16 protein-coding genes are annotated in these 22,649 nt (G+C 63.5%); 13 read left to right on the top strand and 3 right to left on the bottom strand.

Annotation, left to right across the window (positions count from 1 at the left end; all coding sequences use genetic code 11):
* Positions 1-3 precede the first annotated feature (3 nt).
* The 3 genes from P7C00_RS08060 to P7C00_RS08070 are packed head-to-tail and all read right to left on the bottom strand — an operon-like array spanning position 4 to position 4,523.
* Positions 4-1,191 (bottom strand): acyl-CoA dehydrogenase family protein, encoded by a 1,188-nt coding sequence (locus P7C00_RS08060; RefSeq protein WP_404938599.1) that lies wholly within the window; start codon positions 1,189-1,191, stop codon positions 4-6.
* Positions 1,192-1,201: 10 nt separating this feature from the next.
* Positions 1,202-2,386, bottom strand: coding sequence for an acetyl-CoA C-acyltransferase (locus P7C00_RS08065; RefSeq protein ID WP_404938601.1), 1,185 nt, complete (start codon positions 2,384-2,386; stop codon positions 1,202-1,204).
* 16 nt (positions 2,387-2,402) lie between these two features.
* Positions 2,403-4,523 (bottom strand): 3-hydroxyacyl-CoA dehydrogenase NAD-binding domain-containing protein, encoded by a 2,121-nt coding sequence (locus P7C00_RS08070; RefSeq protein WP_404938603.1) that lies wholly within the window; start codon positions 4,521-4,523, stop codon positions 2,403-2,405.
* A 312-nt stretch (positions 4,524-4,835) separates the two neighbouring features.
* Here P7C00_RS08070 and P7C00_RS08075 point away from each other — a divergent pair, with 312 nt between their 5' ends.
* The 13 genes from P7C00_RS08075 to P7C00_RS08135 all read left to right on the top strand — a co-directional run bounded on the left by P7C00_RS08075 (position 4,836) and on the right by P7C00_RS08135 (position 22,639).
* On the top strand, positions 4,836-5,564 hold the full coding sequence (locus P7C00_RS08075; protein WP_404938605.1) for a GntR family transcriptional regulator: 729 nt from the start codon (positions 4,836-4,838) through the stop codon (positions 5,562-5,564).
* Positions 5,561-6,349, top strand: coding sequence for an SDR family oxidoreductase (locus P7C00_RS08080; protein WP_346634883.1), 789 nt, complete (start codon positions 5,561-5,563; stop codon positions 6,347-6,349). Before P7C00_RS08075 ends, P7C00_RS08080 begins: the two co-directional genes overlap by 4 nt.
* Positions 6,350-6,448: 99 nt before the next feature.
* Positions 6,449-7,381, top strand: a complete 933-nt coding sequence (locus P7C00_RS08085) for a 3-keto-5-aminohexanoate cleavage protein (RefSeq protein WP_404938607.1) — start codon at positions 6,449-6,451, stop codon at positions 7,379-7,381.
* A gap of 79 nt (positions 7,382-7,460) precedes the next feature.
* Entirely contained in the window at positions 7,461-8,810 is a 1,350-nt protein-coding gene (locus tag P7C00_RS08090; protein ID WP_404938609.1) for an MFS transporter, read from the top strand.
* A 545-nt stretch (positions 8,811-9,355) separates the two neighbouring features.
* Positions 9,356-9,937 (top strand): fimbrial protein, encoded by a 582-nt coding sequence (locus tag P7C00_RS08095; RefSeq protein WP_404938611.1) that lies wholly within the window; start codon positions 9,356-9,358, stop codon positions 9,935-9,937.
* Positions 9,938-9,965: 28 nt separating this feature from the next.
* Positions 9,966-10,721, top strand: a complete 756-nt coding sequence (locus P7C00_RS08100) for a molecular chaperone (RefSeq protein WP_404938613.1) — start codon at positions 9,966-9,968, stop codon at positions 10,719-10,721.
* Between the two features lie 66 nt (positions 10,722-10,787).
* Positions 10,788-13,490: a fimbria/pilus outer membrane usher protein gene (locus P7C00_RS08105; RefSeq protein WP_404938615.1), complete on the top strand. Its 2,703-nt coding sequence runs from the start codon at positions 10,788-10,790 to the stop codon at positions 13,488-13,490.
* On the top strand, positions 13,487-14,239 hold the full coding sequence (locus P7C00_RS08110) for a fimbria/pilus periplasmic chaperone (protein ID WP_404938617.1): 753 nt from the start codon (positions 13,487-13,489) through the stop codon (positions 14,237-14,239). Before P7C00_RS08105 ends, P7C00_RS08110 begins: the two co-directional genes overlap by 4 nt.
* Positions 14,240-14,324: 85 nt before the next feature.
* Positions 14,325-15,977, top strand: coding sequence for a ShlB/FhaC/HecB family hemolysin secretion/activation protein (locus P7C00_RS08115; protein ID WP_404939937.1), 1,653 nt, complete (start codon positions 14,325-14,327; stop codon positions 15,975-15,977).
* 76 nt (positions 15,978-16,053) lie between these two features.
* Complete coding sequence (locus P7C00_RS08120; protein WP_404938619.1) at positions 16,054-19,047, top strand: GLUG motif-containing protein; 2,994 nt, start codon at positions 16,054-16,056, stop codon at positions 19,045-19,047.
* 198 nt (positions 19,048-19,245) lie between these two features.
* The gene (locus tag P7C00_RS08125) at positions 19,246-20,352 is read left to right on the top strand and encodes a fimbrial protein (RefSeq protein ID WP_404938621.1); all 1,107 of its coding nucleotides are present in this window, start codon (positions 19,246-19,248) and stop codon (positions 20,350-20,352) included.
* Positions 20,353-20,443: 91 nt separating this feature from the next.
* Positions 20,444-21,370 (top strand): LysR substrate-binding domain-containing protein, encoded by a 927-nt coding sequence (locus tag P7C00_RS08130; RefSeq protein WP_404938623.1) that lies wholly within the window; start codon positions 20,444-20,446, stop codon positions 21,368-21,370.
* Positions 21,371-21,448: 78 nt separating this feature from the next.
* On the top strand, positions 21,449-22,639 hold the full coding sequence (locus tag P7C00_RS08135) for a low temperature requirement protein A (RefSeq protein ID WP_346634872.1): 1,191 nt from the start codon (positions 21,449-21,451) through the stop codon (positions 22,637-22,639).
* The last annotated feature ends 10 nt before the right edge of the window (positions 22,640-22,649 follow it).

Below are 22,649 nucleotides of genomic sequence, written 5' to 3' on the forward strand. Positions count from 1 at the left end.
CCCTCAGAGCCCGAGAATCATTTTCGAGATGATGTTTTTCTGGATTTCATTGGAGCCGCCGAAGATCGACAGCTTGCGATTGTTGAAGTACTGCGCCGCGGCGCTGGCCGCGAACCCGGGGCCGGTGTCCAGCGCTTGGGCGTTGGCGTCATCCGGCATGAGCCGGGCTTCGGGGCCCATGGCCCGACGCAGCAGCGCGCTCAGTTCCTGGCGGATCTCCGTGCCGCAGATTTTCAGCATCGAACTTTCCGCACCGGGAGCACCGCCGCCGGCCACGGCGGCGATCACCCGCAGGTTGGTGGTCTGCATATTGGCCAGGTCGATCTCGACCCGCGCCAGGCGGGCGGCGAACTGCGGGTCCTGCAGCAGCGGCTGGCCATTGCGGGTGCGTTGCGCGGCCAACTGCTTGACCCGTTGCAGCGCCGCCATGGACAAGCCGACCCCGGCGATATTGGTCCGTTCGTAGGTCAAGAGGTACTTGGCGCAGGTCCAGCCCTTGTGTTCTTCGCCCACCCGATTGGCCACTGGTACTCGCACGTCGGTGAAGAAGACTTCGTTGATTTCGTGATCGCCCTCCAGGGTGATGATCGGCCGTACCTCGACCCCGGGGCTGGCCATGTCGATCAGCAGGAAGCTGATGCCTTCCTGGGGCTTGGCTTCACGGTCGGTGCGTACCAGGCAGAAAATCATGTTGGCGTGCTGGCCGAGGGTGGTCCAGGTCTTCTGGCCGTTGACCACATACTGATCGCCGTCGCGCACTGCGGTGGTTTTCACTGCGGCCAGGTCCGAGCCGGCACCGGGTTCCGAATAGCCCTGGCACCACCAGTGGCGGCCGTCGAGAATCCGTGGCAGCCAATAGTCCTGCTGCTGTGGGGTGCCGTACTTGATCAGCACCGGCCCTAGCATATTGACGCCGAAGGGCACGATGCGCGGCGCATTGGCCAGCCCGCACTCGAGCTCGAAGATAAACTTTTCCACGGGGCTCCAGCCCGGTCCGCCAAAGGCTTCGGGCCAGTGGTTGGCCAGCCAGCCCCGGGCATTGAGCAGCGCGTGCCATTGCTCCATGTCGGCCTTGGACAGACGCTCGCCTGCGGCCACCTTGTCACTCAGGTCGGTGGGCAGGCGTTCGGCGAGAAAGCTTCGTACCTGGTCGCGGAAGGCTTCTTCTTGTGGGGTGAAACTCAGGTCCATAGCGACGTCCTCAATAGATTTCGAACAGCGCAGCGGCGCCCATGCCGCCGGCGATGCACATGCTGACCACGGCGTACTTCACGCCCCGGCGGCGTCCCTCGAGCAGCACATGCCCGGCCAGGCGCGCGCCGGTCATGCCGAACGGGTGACCCAGGGCGATGGCACCGCCGTTGACGTTCAGGCATTCGTCGGCGATGCCCAGCCGCTGCTGGCAGTAGATCGCCTGGGAGGCGAAGGCTTCGTTGAGTTCCCAGAGGCCAATGTCCTCGACCTTGAGGCCGTGCCGGGCCAATAGCCTGGGCACCGCGAACACCGGGCCGATGCCCATCTCGTCGGGCTCGCAGCCGGCCACCGCCATGCCGCGGAACACCCCCAACGGGGTCAGGTTGGCGCGGGACGCTTCCCGGGCCTCCATCAATACGCAGGCCGAGGCGCCGTCGGACAGTTGCGAGGCGTTGCCGGCACTGATGAAACGCTCCGGGCCCTGCACCGGCTCGAGCTTGGCCAGGGCCTCGTAGGTGGTGCCGCGACGGTTGCAGGTGTCGGCCTCCACCGTGACCTGAAGCTGGCTGACCACGCCACTCTGTTTGTCGGTCAGCGCCATGGTGGTGCTGCAGGGGATGATTTCCTCGCGGTAGCGGCCGGCCACTTGTGCGGCTTCGGTCTTGCGCTGGCTCTCTACCGAAAAACGGTCCTGGGCCTCGCGACTGATGCCATAGCGCGCGGCGACGATGTCGGCGGTTTCGATCATCGGCAGGAACAGTTCCGGCTTGTGCTGCAGGAGCCAGGGGTCGAGGTCCGGGTCGTCGCTGGCGCCGCGGCCACGGATCTGGGAAATGCTTTCCACGCCGCCGGCGATGATCGCCGGGGCACCGTCCACCACGATGCGTCCCGCCGCCATGGCAATGGCCTGCAGCCCGGAGGCGCAGAAGCGGTTGACCGTGGTGCCGGCGATGCTGATGGGCAAGCCGGCACGGACTACCGCCAGGCGCGCGACGTTGCGCCCGGTGGTGCCTTCGCCGTAGCCGCAACCGAGGATGGCATCTTCGATCAACCCTGGATCGATGGCGGCCCGCTCGACCGCGGCGCGCACCGCGAAGGCGGCGAGTGTGGGGCCGGGAGTGATGTTGAATTCGCCGCGATGGGCCTTGGTCAGGGGCGTGCGTGCAGTGGAGACAATAACGGCTTCGCGCATGGGACGTGCTCCTTGGTCAGTGGCTGTGGTTGAGGCTGTCGAAGTTCTCGCCGCGCTCTACCAGCTGCACCAGCAAGGGCGAGGCTTTCCAGAACAGCGGATCTTCTTCGGCGAATTCGCGGATATCCGCCAGGACCTGAGGCAGGCCGTACTGGTCGGCATACTTGAGCGGGCCGCCGCGATGCCGGGGGAAGCCGTAGCCATGGATAAAGGTGATGTCCACGTCCAGAGGGCGCAGGGCGATGCCTTCATGCACCACGTTGGCGCCTTCGTTGATCATCGCCGCCATGTAGCGCCGCAGGATCTCCGGGTTGCTGAAGGTGCGGGGCGTGATGCCGGCCCGGGTGCGCTCGGTATCGATGATCGCCAGCACGTCCGGGTCCTGGCTGGCGCTGCGCGGGCCCTGGGCATAGAGGTAGTAGCCGCGACCGGTTTTCTGCCCGAACCAGCCGCGCTCGCACAGGCGGTCGGCAATCTGTACATAGCGGGCCCGGGGATCGCGGGTGGCGGCTTTGCGCTGGCGGGTCGCCCAGCCGATGTCGCCACCGGCCAGGTCAGCCACCTGGAAGGGCCCCATGGGGAAGCCGAAATCACGCAGGGCCTGGTCGATCTGATAGGGCGAGGCGCCGTCTTCCATCATGTAGTCAGCGGCCTGGCGATAGACCGCGAGGATCCGATTGCCGATAAAGCCATCGCAGACCCCGGCACGCACCGGCACCTTGCGCAGTTTCTTCGCCAGTTCGAAGGCGGTGGCGACGACATCCGCGGCGACCTTGGCCGGGACCACGATCTCCAGCAACTTCATGATGTTGGCAGGGGAGAAGAAGTGCAGGCCGATCACGTCCGCCGGTCGCGAGATGCTCTGGGCAATCGCGTTGATGTCCAGGTAGGAGGTGTTGCTGGCGAGCACGGCGCCGGCCTTGCACACACGATCCAGTTCGGCGAATACCGCAAGCTTGGCCGCCATGTCCTCGAACACTGCCTCGATCACCAGATCGGCCTGGGCCAGGTCCTGGTAGTCGGTGCTGGCGCTGAAGCGGGCCAGGGTCGCGGCTTTGTCGGCCTGGGTCAGGCGGCCTTTGTCGATCAGGGTGTCGTAGACCTTCTCGACATTGCCGCGTCCGCGATTCAGGGCGTCCTGGTCGCGTTCGATCATGGTCACTTCCAGGCCCGCGTCGAGGGCCGTCACGGCGATGCCGGCGCCCATGGTGCCACCGCCCACCACGCCCACCCGGGCAATGGCACGAGGCACTGCCGCGCGGGTCTCGGGGGCCTTGAGCACTTCCCGTTCAGCGAAAAAGGCATGCACCAGTCCGGCACGCTGCGGGCTGTCGAGGCACTCCAGAAACAGTCGGCGTTCTTCCCGCAGGCCGTCTTCGAACGATTGATCGAGGGCCGCTTCCACGGCCTGGATGATGTGCAACGGCGACAGCAGGCCCCGGGATTTCTGCGTGGCCTGCTGGCGGGCGGCATCTATCGCTTCGCGCTGGGCGGCGGGCTCGCTCAGGGCCTGGGCATCCCGGGTGCGTCGAACAGTGGCGCCCTGTGCCAGCAACTGACGCAGATAGGCCAGGCCTTCGGCCAGGGCGTCATCGCTGTCCCCCAGACGGTCCACCAAACCCAGGTCCAGGGCCTCCTTGGCGCTCAGATGGCGCCCGCTGAGCATCAGTTCCAGAGCCGCTTTGGCACCGATCAGGCGTGGCAGCCGCTGGGTGCCGCCGGCCCCGGGGAGCAAGCCCAGCAACACCTCTGGCAGGCCGAGTCGGGCGCTGCCGGTGGCCAGGCGGTAATGGGCGGCGAGGGCAACTTCCAGGCCTCCTCCCAGGGCCACTCCCTGGATTGCCGCCAGCACCGGTTTGCTGCTGTCCTCGATCCGCTTGACCACCTCCGGCAGTGCCGGCGCCTGGGGCGTCTTGCCGAATTCGCGAATGTCGGCGCCGCCACAGAAGTGCCGTCCTGCGCCGACCAGCAAGAGGGCGTCGACCGCCGGGTTATTGCTGGCGCTGTCGATGGCCGCCAGCAGTCCGCCGCGGATCTCCACCCCCAGGGCGTTGACCGGCGGGTTGTTGAGGGTCAGTACCAGGATGTTTCCGTGTAATGCGGTTTCGACGATGGGCAGGGCTGTTTGGCAACTCATTGCAGCAGTCTCCGGGGTGAAGGGCAGCGAGAGGTCGATGGGCGCGGCATGGCGTTGAGGGTGACCAGCAGAACAACACCCACAGTCACCGGCAGCTCGATTCCGCTATTTGAATCACTTGGCGAAAATAATCCTGGCATCAATGAATAATTGGGTCAATACGGAATAGTGTTTCGCAGTGCGGAATTAATAAATTGTTTTAGCTGTAAATCGACCCTCCATGACAGGTTTTGCATCGAAGTCTGGTGTTTGACATATTTGATTTGTGATCACATATTGTCGGACACAAGAACCACAACACAGGTAGATTCCATGTCTGAAGCTCCTATATCTCAAGGTCCAATCCCTCTTCCCACGTTGCGTCAGGTTTCTCGCGATACCTTGCAGGAGCAGGTGTACCGGCAGATTCGCGAAGCCTTGATGAGTGGGCGTTTTCAGCCCGGTCAGAAGTTGACCATTCGTGGCCTGGCCGAAGCCCTGGGTTCCAGCCCCATGCCGGTACGCGAGGCCCTGCAGCGCCTGAGTGCGGAAAATGCCTTTGAGGTCACGGAAACTTCCCGCCTGCGGGTGCGGATGATGACGCTGGAGCGTCTGCGGGAGATCCGTGATGCGCGGGTGGCCCTGGAAGGGCTGCTGGCGGAAAAGGCCCTGCAACATCTGCAAAAGACCGATCTGCAGGAGATCACCGATCTTTGCCGGCAGATGCAAAAGGCTGCCGATGAGGTGGATGTGTCCCGTTACCTGTGGACCAACTTTGCCTTTCACCGGCGTATCTATGCCGTGGCCCGAGCCGAGCTGACCATGGCCGCGGTGGAGAATTTCTGGCTGCACATGGGGCCCTGTTTCGCCCTGGTGGCGCCGGACCAGGCCCACTTGCAACGTTCCATGGAGGCCCACAATCGCATCGTCGAAGCCCTGGCCGCCGGCGATGGTCCGGGAGTGCGAGCGGCTGTCACCGACGACATCATGCAAGCGGCGGATTCCCTGGGCCGGCTGTTGGCCAAGAAGCCTGGGGCGGCGGTCAAAGGAGGTCGGGCATGAGCATCTTGCAGCGGTTGCAGCCTTATCCGGGCTTGCGGGTGATGATTTCCGGCGGCGCAGCGGGCATCGGTGAAGTGCTGGCCAGGGCCTATCTCGAAGCCGGGGCCCAGGTGCACGTCTGCGATGTCAGTGAGGCGGCCCTGGCGGCGTTCCGCGATCGCTACCCCCAGGCGCTGGCGACTCGCACCGATGTCGGTGATCCGGCACAGATCCAAGCGCTGTTCCAGCTTCAGGTGGAGCATTTCGGCGGTCTTGATGTACTGGTCAATAACGCCGGCATCGCCGGGCCGACGGCAGGCATCGATGCGGTCAGCGACGCCGACTGGCAGCGCACCATCGATATCAACCTGACCGCGCAGTACCGTTTTGCCCACCACGCAGTGCCCTTGCTCAAGGCTTCGGACAACGGCCATCTGCTGCACATCGCCTCGGTGGCCGGGCGCCTGGGATATGCCTGGCGTACGCCTTATGCGGCCACCAAGTGGGCCATCGTCGGGCTGATGAAGTCCCTGGCTGCCGAGCTTGGGGCCAGCGATATCCGGGTCAATGCGTTGTTGCCGGGGATCGTCGAGGGGCCGCGCATGGACGCGGTGATTCAGGCCCGGGCCGAACAGACCGGGGTACCGGTGGCCGAAATGCGCCAGGAGTACCTGAACAAGATCTCCCTCAAGCGCATGGTCAGTGCCGAGGACGTGGCCGCCATGGCGCTGTTTCTCTGCTCGCCGGCGGCTCGCAACATCACCGGTCAGGCGATCAGCGTCGACGGCAACGTCGAGTACCTCTAGCCGCGCCGGCTGGCCGCGCTGGCGAGGACCGCCGGCGCTGAAATCTGCACGCGACACCCTGGGATTTTTTTCATCAAGAATAAAAGTCGGAGTACCGTCATGCCTGGAAAAACACCCGTCATCATCACCTGCGCCGTTACTGGTGCCATTCATACCCCGTCCATGTCGCCCCACCTGCCGATCACGGCCGGGGAGATTGCCGCCGAGGCCATCGCCGCCGCCGAGGCCGGGGCGGCCATCGTCCACCTGCATGCCCGGGACCCGGAGGACGGGCGGCCGAGCCAGGACCCCGAGCTGTTCCGGCGTTTTCTGCCGCAGATCAAGGGCGCCTGCGACGTGGTCATCAACCTCACCACCGGTGGCGCCCCCACCATGGGCGTCGAGGAGCGCCTGCAGCCGGTGCTGGAATTCAAGCCGGAGCTGGCCTCGCTGAACATGGGCTCGATGAACTTCGGCCTGTACGAAATGCTCAACCGCTTTACCGAGTTCAAGCACGACTGGGAGCGGCCGTACCTGGAAGAGAGCGACGACCGGATCTTCCGCAACACCTTCCGCGACATCGCTCATATCCTCAGCGCCTGTGCCGAGAATCGCACCCGCTTCGAGATCGAGTGCTACGACATCGGTCACCTGTATACCGCGGCGCATTTCCTCGAGCGCGGCCTGCTCAAGGCGCCGCTGTTCATCCAGTCGGTGTTCGGCCTGCGGGGCGGCATCGGTGGCCATCCCGAGGACCTGGCGCACATGCGCCGCACCGCCGATCGCCTGTTTGGCGATGCCTATCACTGGTCGATCCTCGGCGCCGGACGCAATCAGATTCCCCTGGCCACCATGGGCCTGGCCATGGGCAGCCATGCCCGGGTCGGCCTGGAGGACTCGCTGTGGGATGGGCCCGGCAAACTGGCGGCCAGCAACGCTGATCAGGTGCGGCGCATTCGCACGGTCATCGAAGCCCTGGGCGGCCGTGTGGCGACCCCGGCCGAAGCCCGGGCCCTGCTCGGGCTCAAGGGGCGTGACCACGTCGCGTTCTGACCCTTGAAGGCCCGTGTCAGCGGCCCTGGCTCCAGGCCCGCTGACGATCCCGCATAACAACTACAAAGGGATATGCCCCATGAACACTGCAACCACTGCAGCGCCCCGGGACCCGCAACAGCTGACCCGCCTGATGTTTCTCAAGCTCATGCCACTGTTGATCGCGGCCTATGTCCTGAGCTTTCTCGACCGCACCAACATCGCCCTGGCCAAGCACCAACTGGATGTGGACCTGGGTATTTCCGCCGCTGCCTATGGCCTGGGTGCCGGGTTGTTCTTCCTCACCTATGCGCTATCCGAAGTGCCCAGCAACCTGATCATGCACAAGGTCGGGGCGCGCTTCTGGATTGCCCGAATCATGGTCACGTGGGGGTTGATCTCCGCCGCCATGGCCTTTGTCCAGGGCGAGACCTCCTTCTATGTGCTGCGCCTGCTGCTGGGGATCGCCGAAGCCGGCCTGTTTCCCGGGGTCATGCTGTACCTGACCTACTGGTTCGACCGCCGGCAGCGGGCCCGGGCCACCGGCTACTTTCTGCTGGGGGTGTGCCTGGCCAATATCATCGGCGGTCCGCTGGGCGCCGCGCTGATGAAGATGGACGGCCTGTTGGGCTGGCATGGCTGGCAGTGGATGTTCCTGATCGAAGGGCTGCCGGCGGTATTGTTCGCCTGGGTGGTCTGGCGGCGCCTGCCGGACCGTCCGAGCCGCGCGCCCTGGTTGAGCGCCGAGGAGGCCCGGGGCATCGAGCAGCGTCTGGCTGACGAAGCCGATGAGGGCGCGGGGCAGGGCGGGCATTCGTTCCGGCAGTGCTTTACGCCGCAGATCCTGTTGGCGATCTTTGTTTACTTCTGTCACCAGATCACCATTTACACCGTGATCTTTTTCCTCCCCAGCATCATTGGCAAGTACGCCAGCCTGAGCCTGATGAGCGTCGGCCTGCTGACCTCCTTGCCGTGGATCGTCGCGGCAGTGGGGGCGATCAGCCTGCCGCGGCTGGCCACCAGCGCGCAGCGGGCACGGCGCTTGCTGGTCTGCGGCTTGCTGACGATGGCGGCAGGGCTGCTGATCGCGGCCTTTTCCGGGCCGGTGTTGAGCTTGCTGGGATTCTGCGTGGCAGCGCTGATGTTCTTTGTGGTGCAGTCGATCATCTTCCTCTACCCGGCGTCACGGCTTAAAGGCGCGGCCCTGGCGGGAGGCCTGGGCTTTGTGAACTCCTGCGGACTGCTGGGCGGTTTTGTTGGCCCCTCGGTCATGGGGGCGATCGAGATGAGCACCGGCGATGCCATGAACGGCCTCAAGGTGATCGCCCTGGTGCTGGTAATGGCTGCCCTGGCTGCATTGCGTTTGCGTCAGGGGCAGGAGGATCAGCGTCCGGTGCGCCCCATGGCCGCGGTTGCGCACCCTGTTTCGGGGCGTTCAAGCAGCTTGTGAACGCTTGCAGCGCAGGCTGCGTTGTCGAGAGCTCTGGTCAAACGCCCGGTGCAATGCACCGGGCGTTTTTCGTTGGGCGGATGTTCGCGGCTTGCACAGTACTTAGGTCCAGAACCGGCCGGCAGTCAATTGAACTGGTGGTTACAGCACTGAATTTCTACCGTTTATCACGTGTTTGCAGTGTAGGGGGGGTATATATAAGAAGTGTCTTATTTATTGACTGTTTTTAATCTGTTTAGTGGTTTTTTAATAGTGCAGGTTTCCAAGAAAAATCTTGTTCATTTAGGGAGTGCTCCTCGTTACATGAAGATTGGTCGTTATTCTAAAAGAAGAGGGCGGTCGGTATCGTAATGCTCGCTCTGAATGGAATGCAGATGCCTGTTATCGATATGCATTTTATTGTGGGCGAGAGCAGTTGATCGAGGTTGTTGTGGTGTTCAACTCATGTTTCGTTGGCTCGAAGTTCAGCAAGGTTGTATGTCTCGAGAGGACGATGTTGTTTTGAATGCTGTGCTCTTAGACGGTTTTTAATAATAGGGAATCAGATGAAACTTAAATCTTTTGCATCCATGGCGGCCTCCGGGTTGCTGCTTGCGGCACTGACTCCGGCAGTGAGCTACGCAGAGACCGGTGTCAACTCCGGCAACGTGAAGTTCGAAGGCCTGATCTCCAGTGTCAGTTGCAAGGTTCAGGTCGATGCCAACGAATCCGGAGCGAACACCGGCACAGTCAAGTTCGGCAACGTCCTGCCTTCGGTTTTCGCCGGCGGCATCGGCACGGCTTCCGAGTTCAAGGAATTCAACATCAACCTCAGTGGCGGCGGCTGCACCGACGGCTCCAAAGCCGCCGTCAGCTTCCACAAGGATGGTTTCATTGATAACGCCACCGGCAACCTGCGTCTGATCGACAGCGGTTCCGGTTCGGCCTCGGGCGTGCAGATCCAGATTCACAACAACGGCGCCACGCCCGGGAAAATCGACCTGTCGGAAAACAACAATCAGCAGGTTGCCGAAGTTGTGGGCAATAAGGCCGTGCTGAAGTTCAAAGCCTCCTATGTGGCGGTCAGCGACGCAATCGTCGAAGGTCGTGCCGATTCCAATATCAACTTCGATGTGACGTACAACTGACGTCTGTCAGTTACATAAGGAGTTGCTCATGGCGCCGAAAGCGCATGTGTTTAAAACGTTCGTTATCGGCGCCCTCTTTCTGAGTTTGTTCTCTTCGACAGTCAATGCAGAAATAGTCATTCATGGTACTCGTGTGGTTTATCCGGCGAATGCCCGTGATGTGACACTGAGAATGAATAATCCAGGCAGTATGCCGATATTGGTTCAGGCCTGGATTGATGATGGTGATGCCAGTAAGGCACCTGAAGAAATGAAAGTCCCCTTTCAACTTACACCGGCACTCAGTCGCCTGGAACCCAATGCCGCGGCGGTGCTGCGTATTGGTTATTCGAAAGAACCGTTGCCCGCTGATCGTGAGTCACTGTACTGGCTGAACATTCTGGAAGTTCCGCCACAACAGAAACAGGATGAAAACCGATTGGCCTTTACTTTTCGGCACCGGATCAAGTTGTTCTTTCGTCCTGCGGACTTGAAGGTCAATGTCAACTCGGCGGTGGAAAAACTCAGTTGGAAGTTTGAGCCCGTGGGAGTGGCCAAAGACCAGGCCGCAGGTCCGGTCATTCAGGTATCCAATCCCACGCCTTATTACCTGTCTTTCAGCAAGGTCGAGGTGCAAGTGCAAGGACGCACCGTCGACCTGGGGGCCGGGATGGTCGCGCCCTTTGCCCGTGAGTCCTTCGCCTGGCCGGTAAGCGCTGAAAGAGCGCCACGCAATGCGGCGGTGCGCTTTGAAGTGGTCAATGACTTCGGTGGCCGGGTGCCGCTTGAAAAGAACCTTCTCTAGTTGCCCTGTTAATTCAACTCCGCTCTTGGCCCTGGTTATTAAGCGCTGAGTTCATTGGTATCGATTATGTTCAGTGTGCAGCCCTTCTGGCCGGGTTTTCCTGTGCTCGCGCGAGTCTGTCCTGGCGATGGTCCGGCCCTGCTCTTGCGAGCACTATCGGTGCTGGCCGGGCTGCTGGGGCTGGCGGCTTCTGTGGCTGCCCAGCCGACCACCGCTGATCAAGCCTCGGTATCGGAGTTGTCCGGCGACGCGCCTCAGAACAGCCCTGTGTTCTTCGATACCCAGATGCTGTTCAAGGGGGCGGGAACCCTCATCGACACGCAGCGCTTCGAGCGCGCGGGTTACGTGGCGCCGGGCAAGTACCTGCTGGACGTGCGGGTCAGTGGCGCCTGGCGCGGGCTGATCGAGATCGAATTGCGCGAAAGCGATGACCCCCAGGGCAGCCAGCCCTGCTACGACCGCGAGTTGCTCACGCAATTGGGCATCGACCTGCACAAAGCCGATGCCGCACTGGCGCCTGCCAGCCATCCGCTGCAAGGCGATGGCCTGTTCTGCGGGGACCTTGCCAGTTACATCCCCCGCGTCACCACCAGGGTCAACATGGCCGAACAGCAGCTGGAACTCTCGGTGCCACAGCTGTTCGTGCTGCCTGAAGTCGCCTCCAGCTATGTCGATCCGGCCAGTTGGGACTCGGGCATCAACGCTGCCCGGCTGAACTACAGCACCAACCTGTTCAGCTCCCAGAGCCGTGGCCAGCGCAGTACCAACGGTTATGCCGGATTGAGCATGGGCCTGAACCTGGGAAACCTGCGCCTGCGTCACAGCGGCACCTTGTCCTGGTCGCCCGACAGCGGCAGCGATTATCAGCGGGGCTATATCTACGGCCAGACCGACCTGACCGACTGGCGTTCGCAATTACTGGTGGGGGAGAGCGTGACCGATTCCGAGCTGTTCGATTCGGTGTCGTTTCGCGGGGTCAAGTTGTTCAGCGATGAACGCATGCTGCCCACCACCCAGCGCTATTTCGCCCCGGTGGTGCGCGGCACGGCCAATAGCAACGCCAAGGTCACGGTGCAGCAGCGTGGTTACCTGGTGTATGAAACCACCGTCGCCCCAGGCCCTTTCGAGATTGCCGACCTGCAGGCCGCCAGCTTTGGCGGTGACCTGGAGGTGACGGTCACCGAGGCCGATGGCCGTACCCAGCGTTTTACCGTGCCCTTTGCCACCATGGCCCGCCACCTGCGTCCCGGCGTCACCCGCTACAGCCTGACCGGCGGTCAGGTGATCAGGGCCGGAGGGCGTGGCCTGCACCAGTATGTGGCCCAGGGCACCCTGCAACGCGGGCTGGACAACCAGGTCACCGGTTATGCCGGTGCCTCGCTCACCGGCAGCTACATGGCCGGGCTGATCGGTGCGGCGCTGAACACCGAGTTCGGCGGTTTCGGCCTCGACCTGACCCAGTCCCGCACCGAGGTGCCGCGCAACGGCAACCTGCAGGGCACCAGCCTGCGTCTTTCCTACAGCAAGAACCTGCATGACAGCGGCACCCAGTTCTCGTTGCTGGCTTATCGCTATTCCACCCGGGGCTACCTGAGCCTGCGGGACGCCATCGATCTTGAGGACTTCGTCAACCGAGGCGCGCGCTTCGAAGACTTCGCCCGGGTCCGCGATCGCTTGGATGTGACGATCAACCAGCGGGTGGATGGTATCGGCGGTAACTTTTACCTCAACGGCTCCTCCCTCAACTACTGGAACAGCCGCGGTCAGGCCCGCAACTACGCCATGGGCTACAACCACAAGTGGCGCGGCCTCAGCTATGCCCTAAGCGTCCAGCGTACCCAGGGTTCGAGCCAGTTCTCGGGGCGTCGCACCCGCAGTGAGAACACCTTGTGGAGCCTCAGTCTGTCGCTGCCTCTGGGGGGCGTCGCCGGGCGTTCCACCCTGGCCAATGCCTTTGCCAGTCACGACCAGAATTCCGGTGCCCGTTACTCCAGCGGCATTTCCGGTTCACTGGGCGAGCACGACACGGCGTCCTATGGCGTCTCGGTGTCCCATGATGCCCAGCCGCGGGAAACCTCGACCAACGCCAACCTGAGCTACTACCTACCGCAGGTGACCCTGAGTTCGAGCCTGTCCCAGGGCCGTGACTATCGGGCCCAGTCGCTGGGTGCCTCCGGCGGCATGCTCCTGCATTCCGGGGGCCTGACCCTGTCCCAGACCCTGAGTGAAACCGCAGCCCTGGTGCATGCCCCCCATGCCAGCGGCGCCAGTGTCGGCTATGCCGGTACGCAGGTGGACGGACAAGGTTATGCGGTGCTGCCGAGCCTTGCGCCCTATCAGCTCAATACCGTGGACCTGGACCCCAGCGGCATGGATGAGGATGTCGAGCTGCAGGTCAGTTCGCGCAATGTCGCGCCTCGGGCGGGGGCCGTGGTCAGGCTGTCCTACCCGACCCGCAAGGCCCGGGCGTTTCTGATCGACAGTCGGCAGGCCGATGGCGCGCCGCTGCCCTTTGCCGCCAGTGCCCTGGACGCCGACAGCGGCGATGAGCTGGGGGCGGTGGGGCAGGGCAGTCGCCTGGTGCTGCGCAGTGAGAAGGACCGGGGCCGCATCCGTGTGCAGTGGGGCGAAGGACTCGGCGAGCGGTGCCTGATCGACTATGTGTTGCCAGTGCCTAAGGCGCAACCGGGCAACGATTCGCTCCTGCTCGAGCTGCCATGTCACGACGTGTCGCTGCGCAGCGCCGTCACCGTGGAGCCTGCATCTTGAGTGGCCGCCTTGCTCGTGTGGTGCGTTGCGTGCGCCTGCTGGGGACGGCGCTGCTGCTGTTCAGCCAGGGCGTGCGCGCCGATCTGTCGATTGTCGGCACACGCTTTATCTATCCCCAGGGGCTGGCGGCCTTGAGCATCCGGGTCGGTAATCTCGGGACGTCGCCGCTGCTGCTGCAGACCTGGCTGGACAAGGGCGATGCCTCGGTCGATCCGAGCCGGCTGGCGGTGCCATTTGTGCTTTCGCCCCCGCTTTCGCGGCTTGATCCGCAGCAGAGCTCTGTCTTGTCGCTGCGTCATAGCGGCGAGCCGCTGCCAGCCGATCGCGAGTCGGTGTTCTGGCTCAACTTTCTGGAAGTGCCTGCCCTGCGGCCCCTGAGCAGCAATCAACTGAGCCTGAGCTATCGCTTGCGCATGAAGCTGTTGTATCGCCCCAAGGGTCTGCCGGGTCACGCCGACGAGGCGGCGCGACAGCTGGGCTGGAGTCTGCAAGCGACCGCGCAGACGGGTGGGGCTGCGACGCTCAGCGTGAGCAATCCGACGCCGTACTACGTGTCCCTGGCTCGGGTGGATGTGGGCGACCAGCACCACTCCATGACTGTGCAGGGCATCACCGTCGAGCCGTTCGGCTCGGCGCGCCTGCCTTTGCCCGCCGCGCCGGTCTTGAGCGGCGGCGCGGCAGAAGTTCGATACCAAGTGGTTTTAGACAGTGGGGAGACGCTGAGTGGAAGTGTGCAAGTACACCTGTAGTGGTACGCCAGCCGGACTGTCGGCTGGTGTGGGCAAGGGGCGAGGTCCGGGGCGGGTGCGAGTGCCGTTGGCTCTGCGCTCGGGGATGTTGCTGGCGCTGTTGTTGCCCGCGCTGGCGCAGGCCCAGATGCGGGTTCAGGTACCCAGCGCCGGACAGGCCATACGGGATATCGAAGCCACCCAGCCGGCGCTGCCGCCGCCCACCGATGACGTGCAGCTGGATGTGCCCAAGGCCGAGCGTTCGACGCCAGCCCCGGACACTTCGGGGGTGCGCTTGCAGGTCAAGGCCTTCGTCATCGAGGGCAATCAGGTGTTCAGCGATCAGGACCTGCAGCCGCTGCTGGACGATTTGCGCGGTCAAGAACTGGACCTGGGCGGTTTGCGTGACGCAGCGCAGCGCATCACCGCCCATTACCAGCAACAGGGCTATCTGCTGGCCCGGGCCTTCTTGCCGGCCCAGGAAGTCGATGGCGGCGTGGTGCGCATCGAGGTCATGGAAGGTCGCTATGGCCGGGTCGAACTGAGCAACCAGTCCCGTGCCCGGGATGGCGTACTGCGTGGGCCGCTGGCCGCACTGGACGATGGCGCGGCGGTCAACAGCGCGGATCTTGAGCGCAGCCTGCTGCTGCTCAACGACCTGCCCGGGGTCAGGGTCAAGGGTACATTGCGTGCGGGTCAGGCCCCCGGCACCAGCGATCTGCTGGTGGATGCACAGCCCGGTCCCTGGGCCAGCGGCAGCCTGGAGGCCGACAACTTCGGCGGCTACCACACCGGCGAGTTCCGCCTGGGGGGCAGCTTCAACCTCAACAACCCCCTGGGCCTGGGGGACCAGATCAACTTGCGCCTGCTGGGCAGCGATCGGGACCAGCGCTACTGGCGCGGCGCCTATCAACTGCCCGTGGGGCCCTGGTCGACCCGGGTCGGTGCGGCCTATTCGCACATGAGCTACGAGCTCAACAGAAAGCGTGTGAAGAAGCTGGAGATGAACGGCCAGGCCAGTGTCCAGAGTGTCTTCCTCGCTCAGCCGATCCTGCGGGGGCGGACCTTCGACCTGAGTGCGCAACTGCAGTACGAGAACAAGCAACTGCGTGACGACATCGACCTGCTTGAGCTGAGCAAGCGCAAGCACATCGAGTTGTGGACCCTGAGCCTGGGTGGCAACCGTCAGGACCGGTTTCTCGGCGGTGGCTACAACCAGTTCAGCCTGTCCTACGGCTCGGGCCGCCTGACCTTCGATGACGCCTTTGAGCAGCGCCTGGATCGCTATAGCGCCGCCACCGGCGGCGGCTTCGCCAAGACCAACCTGCAGGTTGCGCGCCTGCAGCGCCTGGGCGACCGCTTCCAGCTCTATGCCCAAGTCAATGCCCAGTGGACCTCGGCCAACCTCGACAGCTCGGAAAAGATGGGGCTCGGCGGCCCCTACGGCGTGCGCGCCTATCCCCTGAGCGCCGGTATTGGTGACCAGGGCTGGCAGGCCGGTCTGGAGCTGGGCTACGCCCTGGCACCCGGCTGGCAGCTCAGCCTGTTTGCCGACAAGGGCTATGTGCAGGTCAACCGCCTGCCCTGGACGAGCGAAATCAATACCCAGCGCCTGCAAGCGGCGGGGCTGGGGGCACGCTGGAGCGGCGATCAGCGGCAACTCAACCTGAGCAGTGCCTGGCCTCTGGATAACCAGAAGGCCGGGGACGGTCCCGAGCGCACCCCGCGGATATGGGTGAGCGCGACACAGTTTTTCTGAAGGCCTGCGTGTGCTTTGGAAGTAGTGCCGTTCTGCGAAAAACAGCAGAGCGTTTAAACGTCAATAAGGAGTCATTGTGAATAAGATTTATGCGTTGGTATGGAACCAGGCCCAAGGTCGCTGGAGCGTGACGTGCGAGGGCGCGCGGCGCCGGCGTCGCAGTGGTGGGCGCAAGGGGTTGCTGGTGATGGCGGCGGGGTTGCTTTCCCTGGGTGGGCTGAGCCCGGCGATGGCGCTGCCCCAGGGAAACGTTACGGTTAGCGGCAGTGCTGACTACAACGTCACGGGTAACAACATGGTGATCCAGCAGCACAGTGACAAGCTGGTGACCAACTGGAACGAGTTCAACATCGCCGCCAATCAGTCGGTAACCTTCAACCAGCTGGGACGCGAGTCCATCGCCCTGAACCGGGTGACCGGCTTCAAGGCCAGCAACATTCAGGGCGCGCTGAATGCCAACGGCCAGGTGTTTCTGATCAACCCCAACGGGGTGTTGATCGGCCAGGGCGCCCAGGTCAACGTCGGCGGCCTGGTGGCCTCGACCCGTGACATCAGTGACGATGACTTCAATAACGGTCGCTACCAGTTCACCGGAAAGTCGGCGGTCGAAGTGATCAACGACGGCAAGATCACCGCCGCCGATGGCGGCTACGTGGCGCTGCTGGGTGCGCGGGTGCGCAACAACGGCGAAATCGTCGCCAATCAGGGCGCCGTGGCCCTGGGGGCCGGCAACGATTTCACCCTGAGCCTGGGTAACGACAATCTGATCAGCTTGCAGATCAACGGTGCCGCCGCGGATGCGTTGGCGCAGAACACGTCGTTGCTCAAGGCCGATGGCGGCCAGGTGCTGATGCTGGCCAAGAGCGCCAATGCGCTGACTCAGGCGGTGGTCAACAACCAGGGCGTGATCGAGGCCAATACCCTGTCCAACAAGGATGGACGCATCGTTCTGGATGGCGGCGAGCGTGGCGTGGTCAATGTGGGGGGGCAATTGAAGGCCAACGCCTTAGCCGCCGACGGCAACGGCGGTACGGTTCAAACCTCGGGCGCGGTCACCCGGGTCGAGCTCAATGCCGAGGTCGATACCCGCTCCAGGAGCGGTCGCACCGGCACCTGGGTCATCGAGTCCAATGAGGTCAAGGTGGGCTCCACGGGCGTGTCCGGCAACCCGACCCTGATCGACAGCACCCTCTCCCAGAACCTGGACAAGACCAACCTTCATCTGCGCAGCCGCAATGGCGATGTGGCGGTGGACGCTGCGGTCGAGTGGAAAAGCGGCAACCAACTGACCCTGAGCTCCGCCAAGGACGTCAAGGTCAATCAACGGATCAGCGCCACGGGTGCCAACTCGCGTCTGGAACTGAACGCCGCCAAGTCGGTCCGGCTCGACAGTCACGTGAGCCTTACCGGCGCCAACAACAGCCTGGGGGTCAATCATGGCGAGCAACTGGTGGTGGGCGACAAGGGACTGGTGACCTTGTCTGGAAAGAGCGCCGGGTTTGACAACAATGGCAAGCAGCACAAAGTGATCCAGAACAGCCAGCAGTTGCAGGCCATCGGCAACAAGCTCGATGACCACTATGTGCTGGGCAATCAGATCAAGGGCTCGGGGAGCATCAACTCGATTGGCGGCGACCAGGTGTTCACCGGCTCCTTGAACGGCCTGGGCAATACCATCAGTGGCTTCACCATCAACAGCTCGGGCCTGTATGCCGGATTGTTCGGCCAGTCCTCCGGCAGCATCAGCGATCTGAAGCTGGCCTCGATCACCGTCAACGGACAAAACAGCCGCAACGGCTTCAGTGAAATTGGCGGTCTGGTGGGGCGTAACAGCGGCAGCATCGAACGGGTCAGTGCCAGCGATATGCAGGTCTCTGCCAATAGCGACCAGCGCAACAAGGTCGGCGGCCTGGTGGGGGTCAACTACGGTGGGTCGATCAAGGACTCTTCCATAGCGGGTTCGCTGTACGGCGGCGCCCATACCTCGGCCATCGGCGGCGTGGCCGGGGAAAACCGCTTCGGCAGTGTCAGGGCCGGTCTCATCAGCGGCAGTTCCAGTCATGTCGATATCACCACCAAGATGTTTAAACAGGCCATGGGCGGCGCCGGAGGACTGGTTGGGGTCAACAAGGGCGCAGTGATTGTCGACTCGTCGAGCAAGGGCACCATCGGTACTTACAATCCGCTCTACAAGGGACTGAACCTGGGCGGGTTGGTGGGCAACAACCAGAACGGCACCATTACCGGCTCCAGTTCCTCGATGACCGTGTACGGCGCGCTGGGGAGCCATATTGGCGGTCTGGTCGGGTTCAACCGCTCTGGCATCATCCGCGGGTCCAGTGCCAGCGGTAACGTCCACGGGGTGGGCAGCGAGGCCGCTGGGGGGCTGATCGGCTCGCAGCAGAACCAGAGCGTGGTCAGCAACGTCCAGGCCACCGGGAATGTCATTGACCTGGCCGGCATGAATCTGGGGGGGCTGGTAGGAAAAAGTGACGACAGCACCATCAGCGGCTACATCGAGGCCAAGGGACAGGTCAAAGGGGGAGCGAAGGCCAACGTCGGCGGTCTGGTCGGCAGCAACATCGGTGGCCTGATCTACGATGCCAAGGCGCTGGGCGCGGTGGAGGGCTATGCCAGCAGTAATATTGGCGGGCTGGTGGGCTACAACGATGGCGACCTGGTCTCGGTCGAGGCCCATGGCAAGGTATTTGGCGATACCTACAGCTCAGTGGGCGGACTGGTGGGCTTCAACTCCAACTACTCCAACCACGTCATCGAGCGTGCCGTGGCGACTGGCAATGTCCATGGAACCTGGCACAGCAAGGTCGGGGGCCTGGTCGGCGATAACCAGTCGCGGATCGTCAACTCCGAGTCCCGTGGCCGCGTCAGTGGCGGCTGGCGTACCACTCTGGGTGGGCTGGTGGGCGTGAACGAGGGGCAGATCCAAGGCTCGAAATCCACCGGCAAGGTCGATACCGTCTGGGCCTACTTCCAGACGTATGGTGACCAGATCGGCCTCAACCACGGTTCCTACTCGTCGGCCCGGGTGTCCAGCGGCCTGATGGACTAAGGCGCGTCGGCAAGACCTCGACCCGGCTGCCAGGGACTGCCCCTGGCACGCCGGGCACTTGCAACTTGTTGACTATCGATTGACCCGCTCCCGGGGCGCCGCAGTGTGCACCCGGGGCCGGCTTGGAAAAAGAGGCAATGACCGATGAGTGATCCATGGCTCAGGCTCCTCAGCGATGGGCGACGGCCCGGTCCGTTGATGCGCGCGATCATCCTGGCGCTGTTGTGCGTGCAAGGGGGCGCACCGGTGTACGCTGTTACCGAGGGCAAGGCCAAGGGGTGCGCGTTCAGTAGCTATGGCGGCACTGCCCAGGACTGGTTAGAAATCACGCCATTGACCCGGAGCACGCCGGTGGGTTCGGTATTGCAGCAGCGTAACGTGAACCCGGTGATCGAATACACCACCGAGGAATCTGCTACCCAGGAGCAGCATGAGTTGGTGTCCGCCGCGCATTTGCCCGGGGTGAGATTTCCCGACGGCATCATTCCGACCAATATCGATGGCATCAGCTTCAAGGTGACGGCCTATCCTACCGGCGCGGGCCCTCATGTCCTCACGGGCAATTTCTATCCCCGGGTACTGGAAAAGTACGGCGTGGAGCACTCAAGCGACGCGTTGAAAAAGGTAGTCACGGCCTACGTGTATTCGCTGATCCTGACCCGACCCGCCGACGAGTTGCCCAAGGGCACGCTGGTGGTCAACAGCTTGAGCGGTGCCCAGGTGGCGCTGTACGCGCTGGATCTGGACAAGGGGGCGGTGGCGGTCGGGCAACATTTGCAGGAGCTGCCGCAATACGACAATAGAGAGCGGTGTTCGAAACAACTGCTGCTCAACGAGCACGACCTGCTTGGTTCCGAAGGCGTCAAGTTCACCGCCAAGTGCCAGGTGGTCACCCGCAACGTTACGCTGCGCCTGGGCAGTCCCTCGACCCATGACTTTCCCACGCTGGGCTCGACCTCGCCGCCCTCGGCCGTGGCCAGGCTTGAGGTCAACGACTGCTCGTTCAACAGCCTGCCGAAGGTCTCGTTCAGCGCCGAACCCGCCTCGCGCTGCGACCCGACAGGGATCCTGGGGCTGACTCAATCGGCTCAGGATCAGGGGCGGTCTGTCGCCAAGGGCGTTGGTATCGTCATGTTCAACGAGCAGATTCCGCGTATTCATTGCAATGGCACCCCATATGCCATGGAGCGCCTGTTGGGCAGCGATAGCGCCAGCTTCAGCTTTCGCGCCCAGTACATTCGCACCGGTCCGATCACCGAGGGATCGGCCAACAGCAACGCCCAGTTCAACTTCACCTTCGACTGAAGCCCCGGCGGCTGGCCTCGGGTGTTTACCTGGACGCCAGGCCCCAGGCCTTTCTACACTGACCTCCGTCTGGGGACCGGGGGCAACACCGATGAATCGCAATGAACTGCGCAAGGCCGACATCAACCTGATGGTGGTGTTCGAGGCGTTGATGCTGGAACGCAATGTCACCCGGGTGGCGGAGAAGCTGTTTCTCGGCCAGCCCACCATCAGTTCCGCACTCAACCGTTTGCGAGCGATGTTCAACGATCCGCTGTTCATCCGCGTCGGCCATCGCATGGAGCCCACGGCGCGTGCCGAGCAGCTTATCCAGCACTTGTCGCCGGCCCTGGATGCGCTGTCCTCGGCCCTGAGCCTGACCCACGATTTCGATCCCGCCAGCAGCACCATGACTTTCCGTATCGGCCTGTCCGATGACGTCGAGTTCGGCCTGCTGCCGCCCTTGCTGCGAGCCCTGCGCCAGGAAGCACCACAGGTGGTGGTCGTGGTGCAGCACGTGGACTACTGGCGGATTCCCGACCTACTGGCCTCCGGCGACATCACCGTCGGCATCAGCCAGACCCGGGGCCTGCCGGCCAATGCCAAGCGCAAGTTGCTGCGGCATATCCAGCCCAGCGTGCTGCGGGCCGATGCCAGCGATACGCCGCTGAGCCTCGACGAATACTGCGCGCGGCCCCATGTGCTGGTGTCCCACACCGCCAATGTCGCCGGCTTCGCCGATGAGTGGCTGGCGGAAATCGGCCGCACTCGCCAGGTGGTGCTGTCGGTGCCGCAGTACAGCTCATTGCCGGCCCTGCTGGCCGGAACCACGCTGATCGCCAGCCTGCCCGACTACGCGGCTGCGGCCATGGCGGCCTCGGGGCAGTTGTACGCCGAGCCGTTTCCGTTCAAGACGCCGACCCTGGACCTGTCCATGGTCTGGCTCAGCCATGTCGACACCGATCCCGCCGAGCGCTGGCTGCGCTCGCGCCTGGAAGCCTTCATGAGCGAGCGGGCTCCCCTGGCGGCGCCCTTGTAGCCGTCGCTTGGCAAGCGTCCCGACGCCTGCTTTGCTCTGTAAGTCCCTGTTCAAACGTCAAACCAGCGGAGTGTGCCCATGAGTCGTTCCCGTTCCCTGTTGCGTGGGCGAGGCAGCCACGACAGCGGCAAGGTTGGCATGGTCGAGCTGTTCTTCGACCTGGTGTTCGTGTTTGCCGTGACCCAGTTGTCCCATTCCCTGCTGGCCCATCTGTCCCTGGGCGGGGCGCTGCAGGTGGCGTTGCTGATGGTGGCGGTGTGGTGGGTGTGGATCTTCACGTCGTGGATCACCAACTGGCTGGACCCGGAAACCCTGCCGATCCGCCTCGGGTTGTTCGTGCTGATGGTGGCGGGGTTGCTGCTGTCGTCGTCGATTCCCCAGGCCTTTGGTGAGCGCGGCCTGCTGTTTGCCGGTGCCTATGTATTCATGCAGGTGGGGCGCACCGCCTATTCCCTGTGGGCGGTGCGCGGCGAGCCGTTGAACATGACCCGCAACTTCCAGCGAATCCTGTTGTGGCTGATGTTCTCGGGGCTTTTCTGGATCGCCGGCGGCCTGCTGGAGGGCCCGCAGCGGCTGGCCTTGTGGGGGCTGGCCCTGGCCATCGAAGTGCTGTCGCCATCGTTGTATTTCTGGGTGCCGGGGCTGGGGCGTTCGACCCTGGCCGACTGGAATGTGGAAGGCAATCACATGGCCGAGCGCTGTGGCCTGTTCGTGATCATTGCCCTGGGGGAATCGCTGCTGGTGACCGGCGCCACCTTCGCCGAGTTGACCACCAGCGCCCAGGGCCTGCTGGGGTTCGTGGTGGCGGTGCTGGGCAGTATCGCCATGTGGTGGGTGTACTTCGACAGTGGCGCCGAGCGGGCCCACCACCGTATCGCCCATTCCGACGACCCGGGGCGTCAGGCGCGCATTGCCTACACCTATCTGCACCTGCTGATCGTGGCCGGGATCATTGTCAGTGCCGTGGCCGATGAGCTGGTGCTGATGCATCCGGAGCACGCCAGCCCGGCCGGGGTGCTGGTGATAGTCGGCGGTCCCTGGCTGTTTCTCTTGGGCTGCGCTCTGTTCAAGTGGGTGATGAACGACCGGCCGTTACCGCCGCTGTCGCACCTGGCCGGGCTCGCGGTGCTGTTGCTGTTGTTGCCGGCTGCCTGGAATCAGCTGTTTTCCGCCCTGGCCCTGGGCAGCCTGACCACCCTGGTGATGGTGCTCGTGGCCGTCTGGGAAACCCTGGCCCTGCGCGAGCGGGCAGCGACAGCGGGGCAATAAGGCCTGGGGA

Source organism: Pseudomonas sp. JDS08PS003, from assembly GCF_045013505.1.
Classification (GTDB): domain Bacteria; phylum Pseudomonadota; class Gammaproteobacteria; order Pseudomonadales; family Pseudomonadaceae; genus Aquipseudomonas; species Aquipseudomonas protegens_B.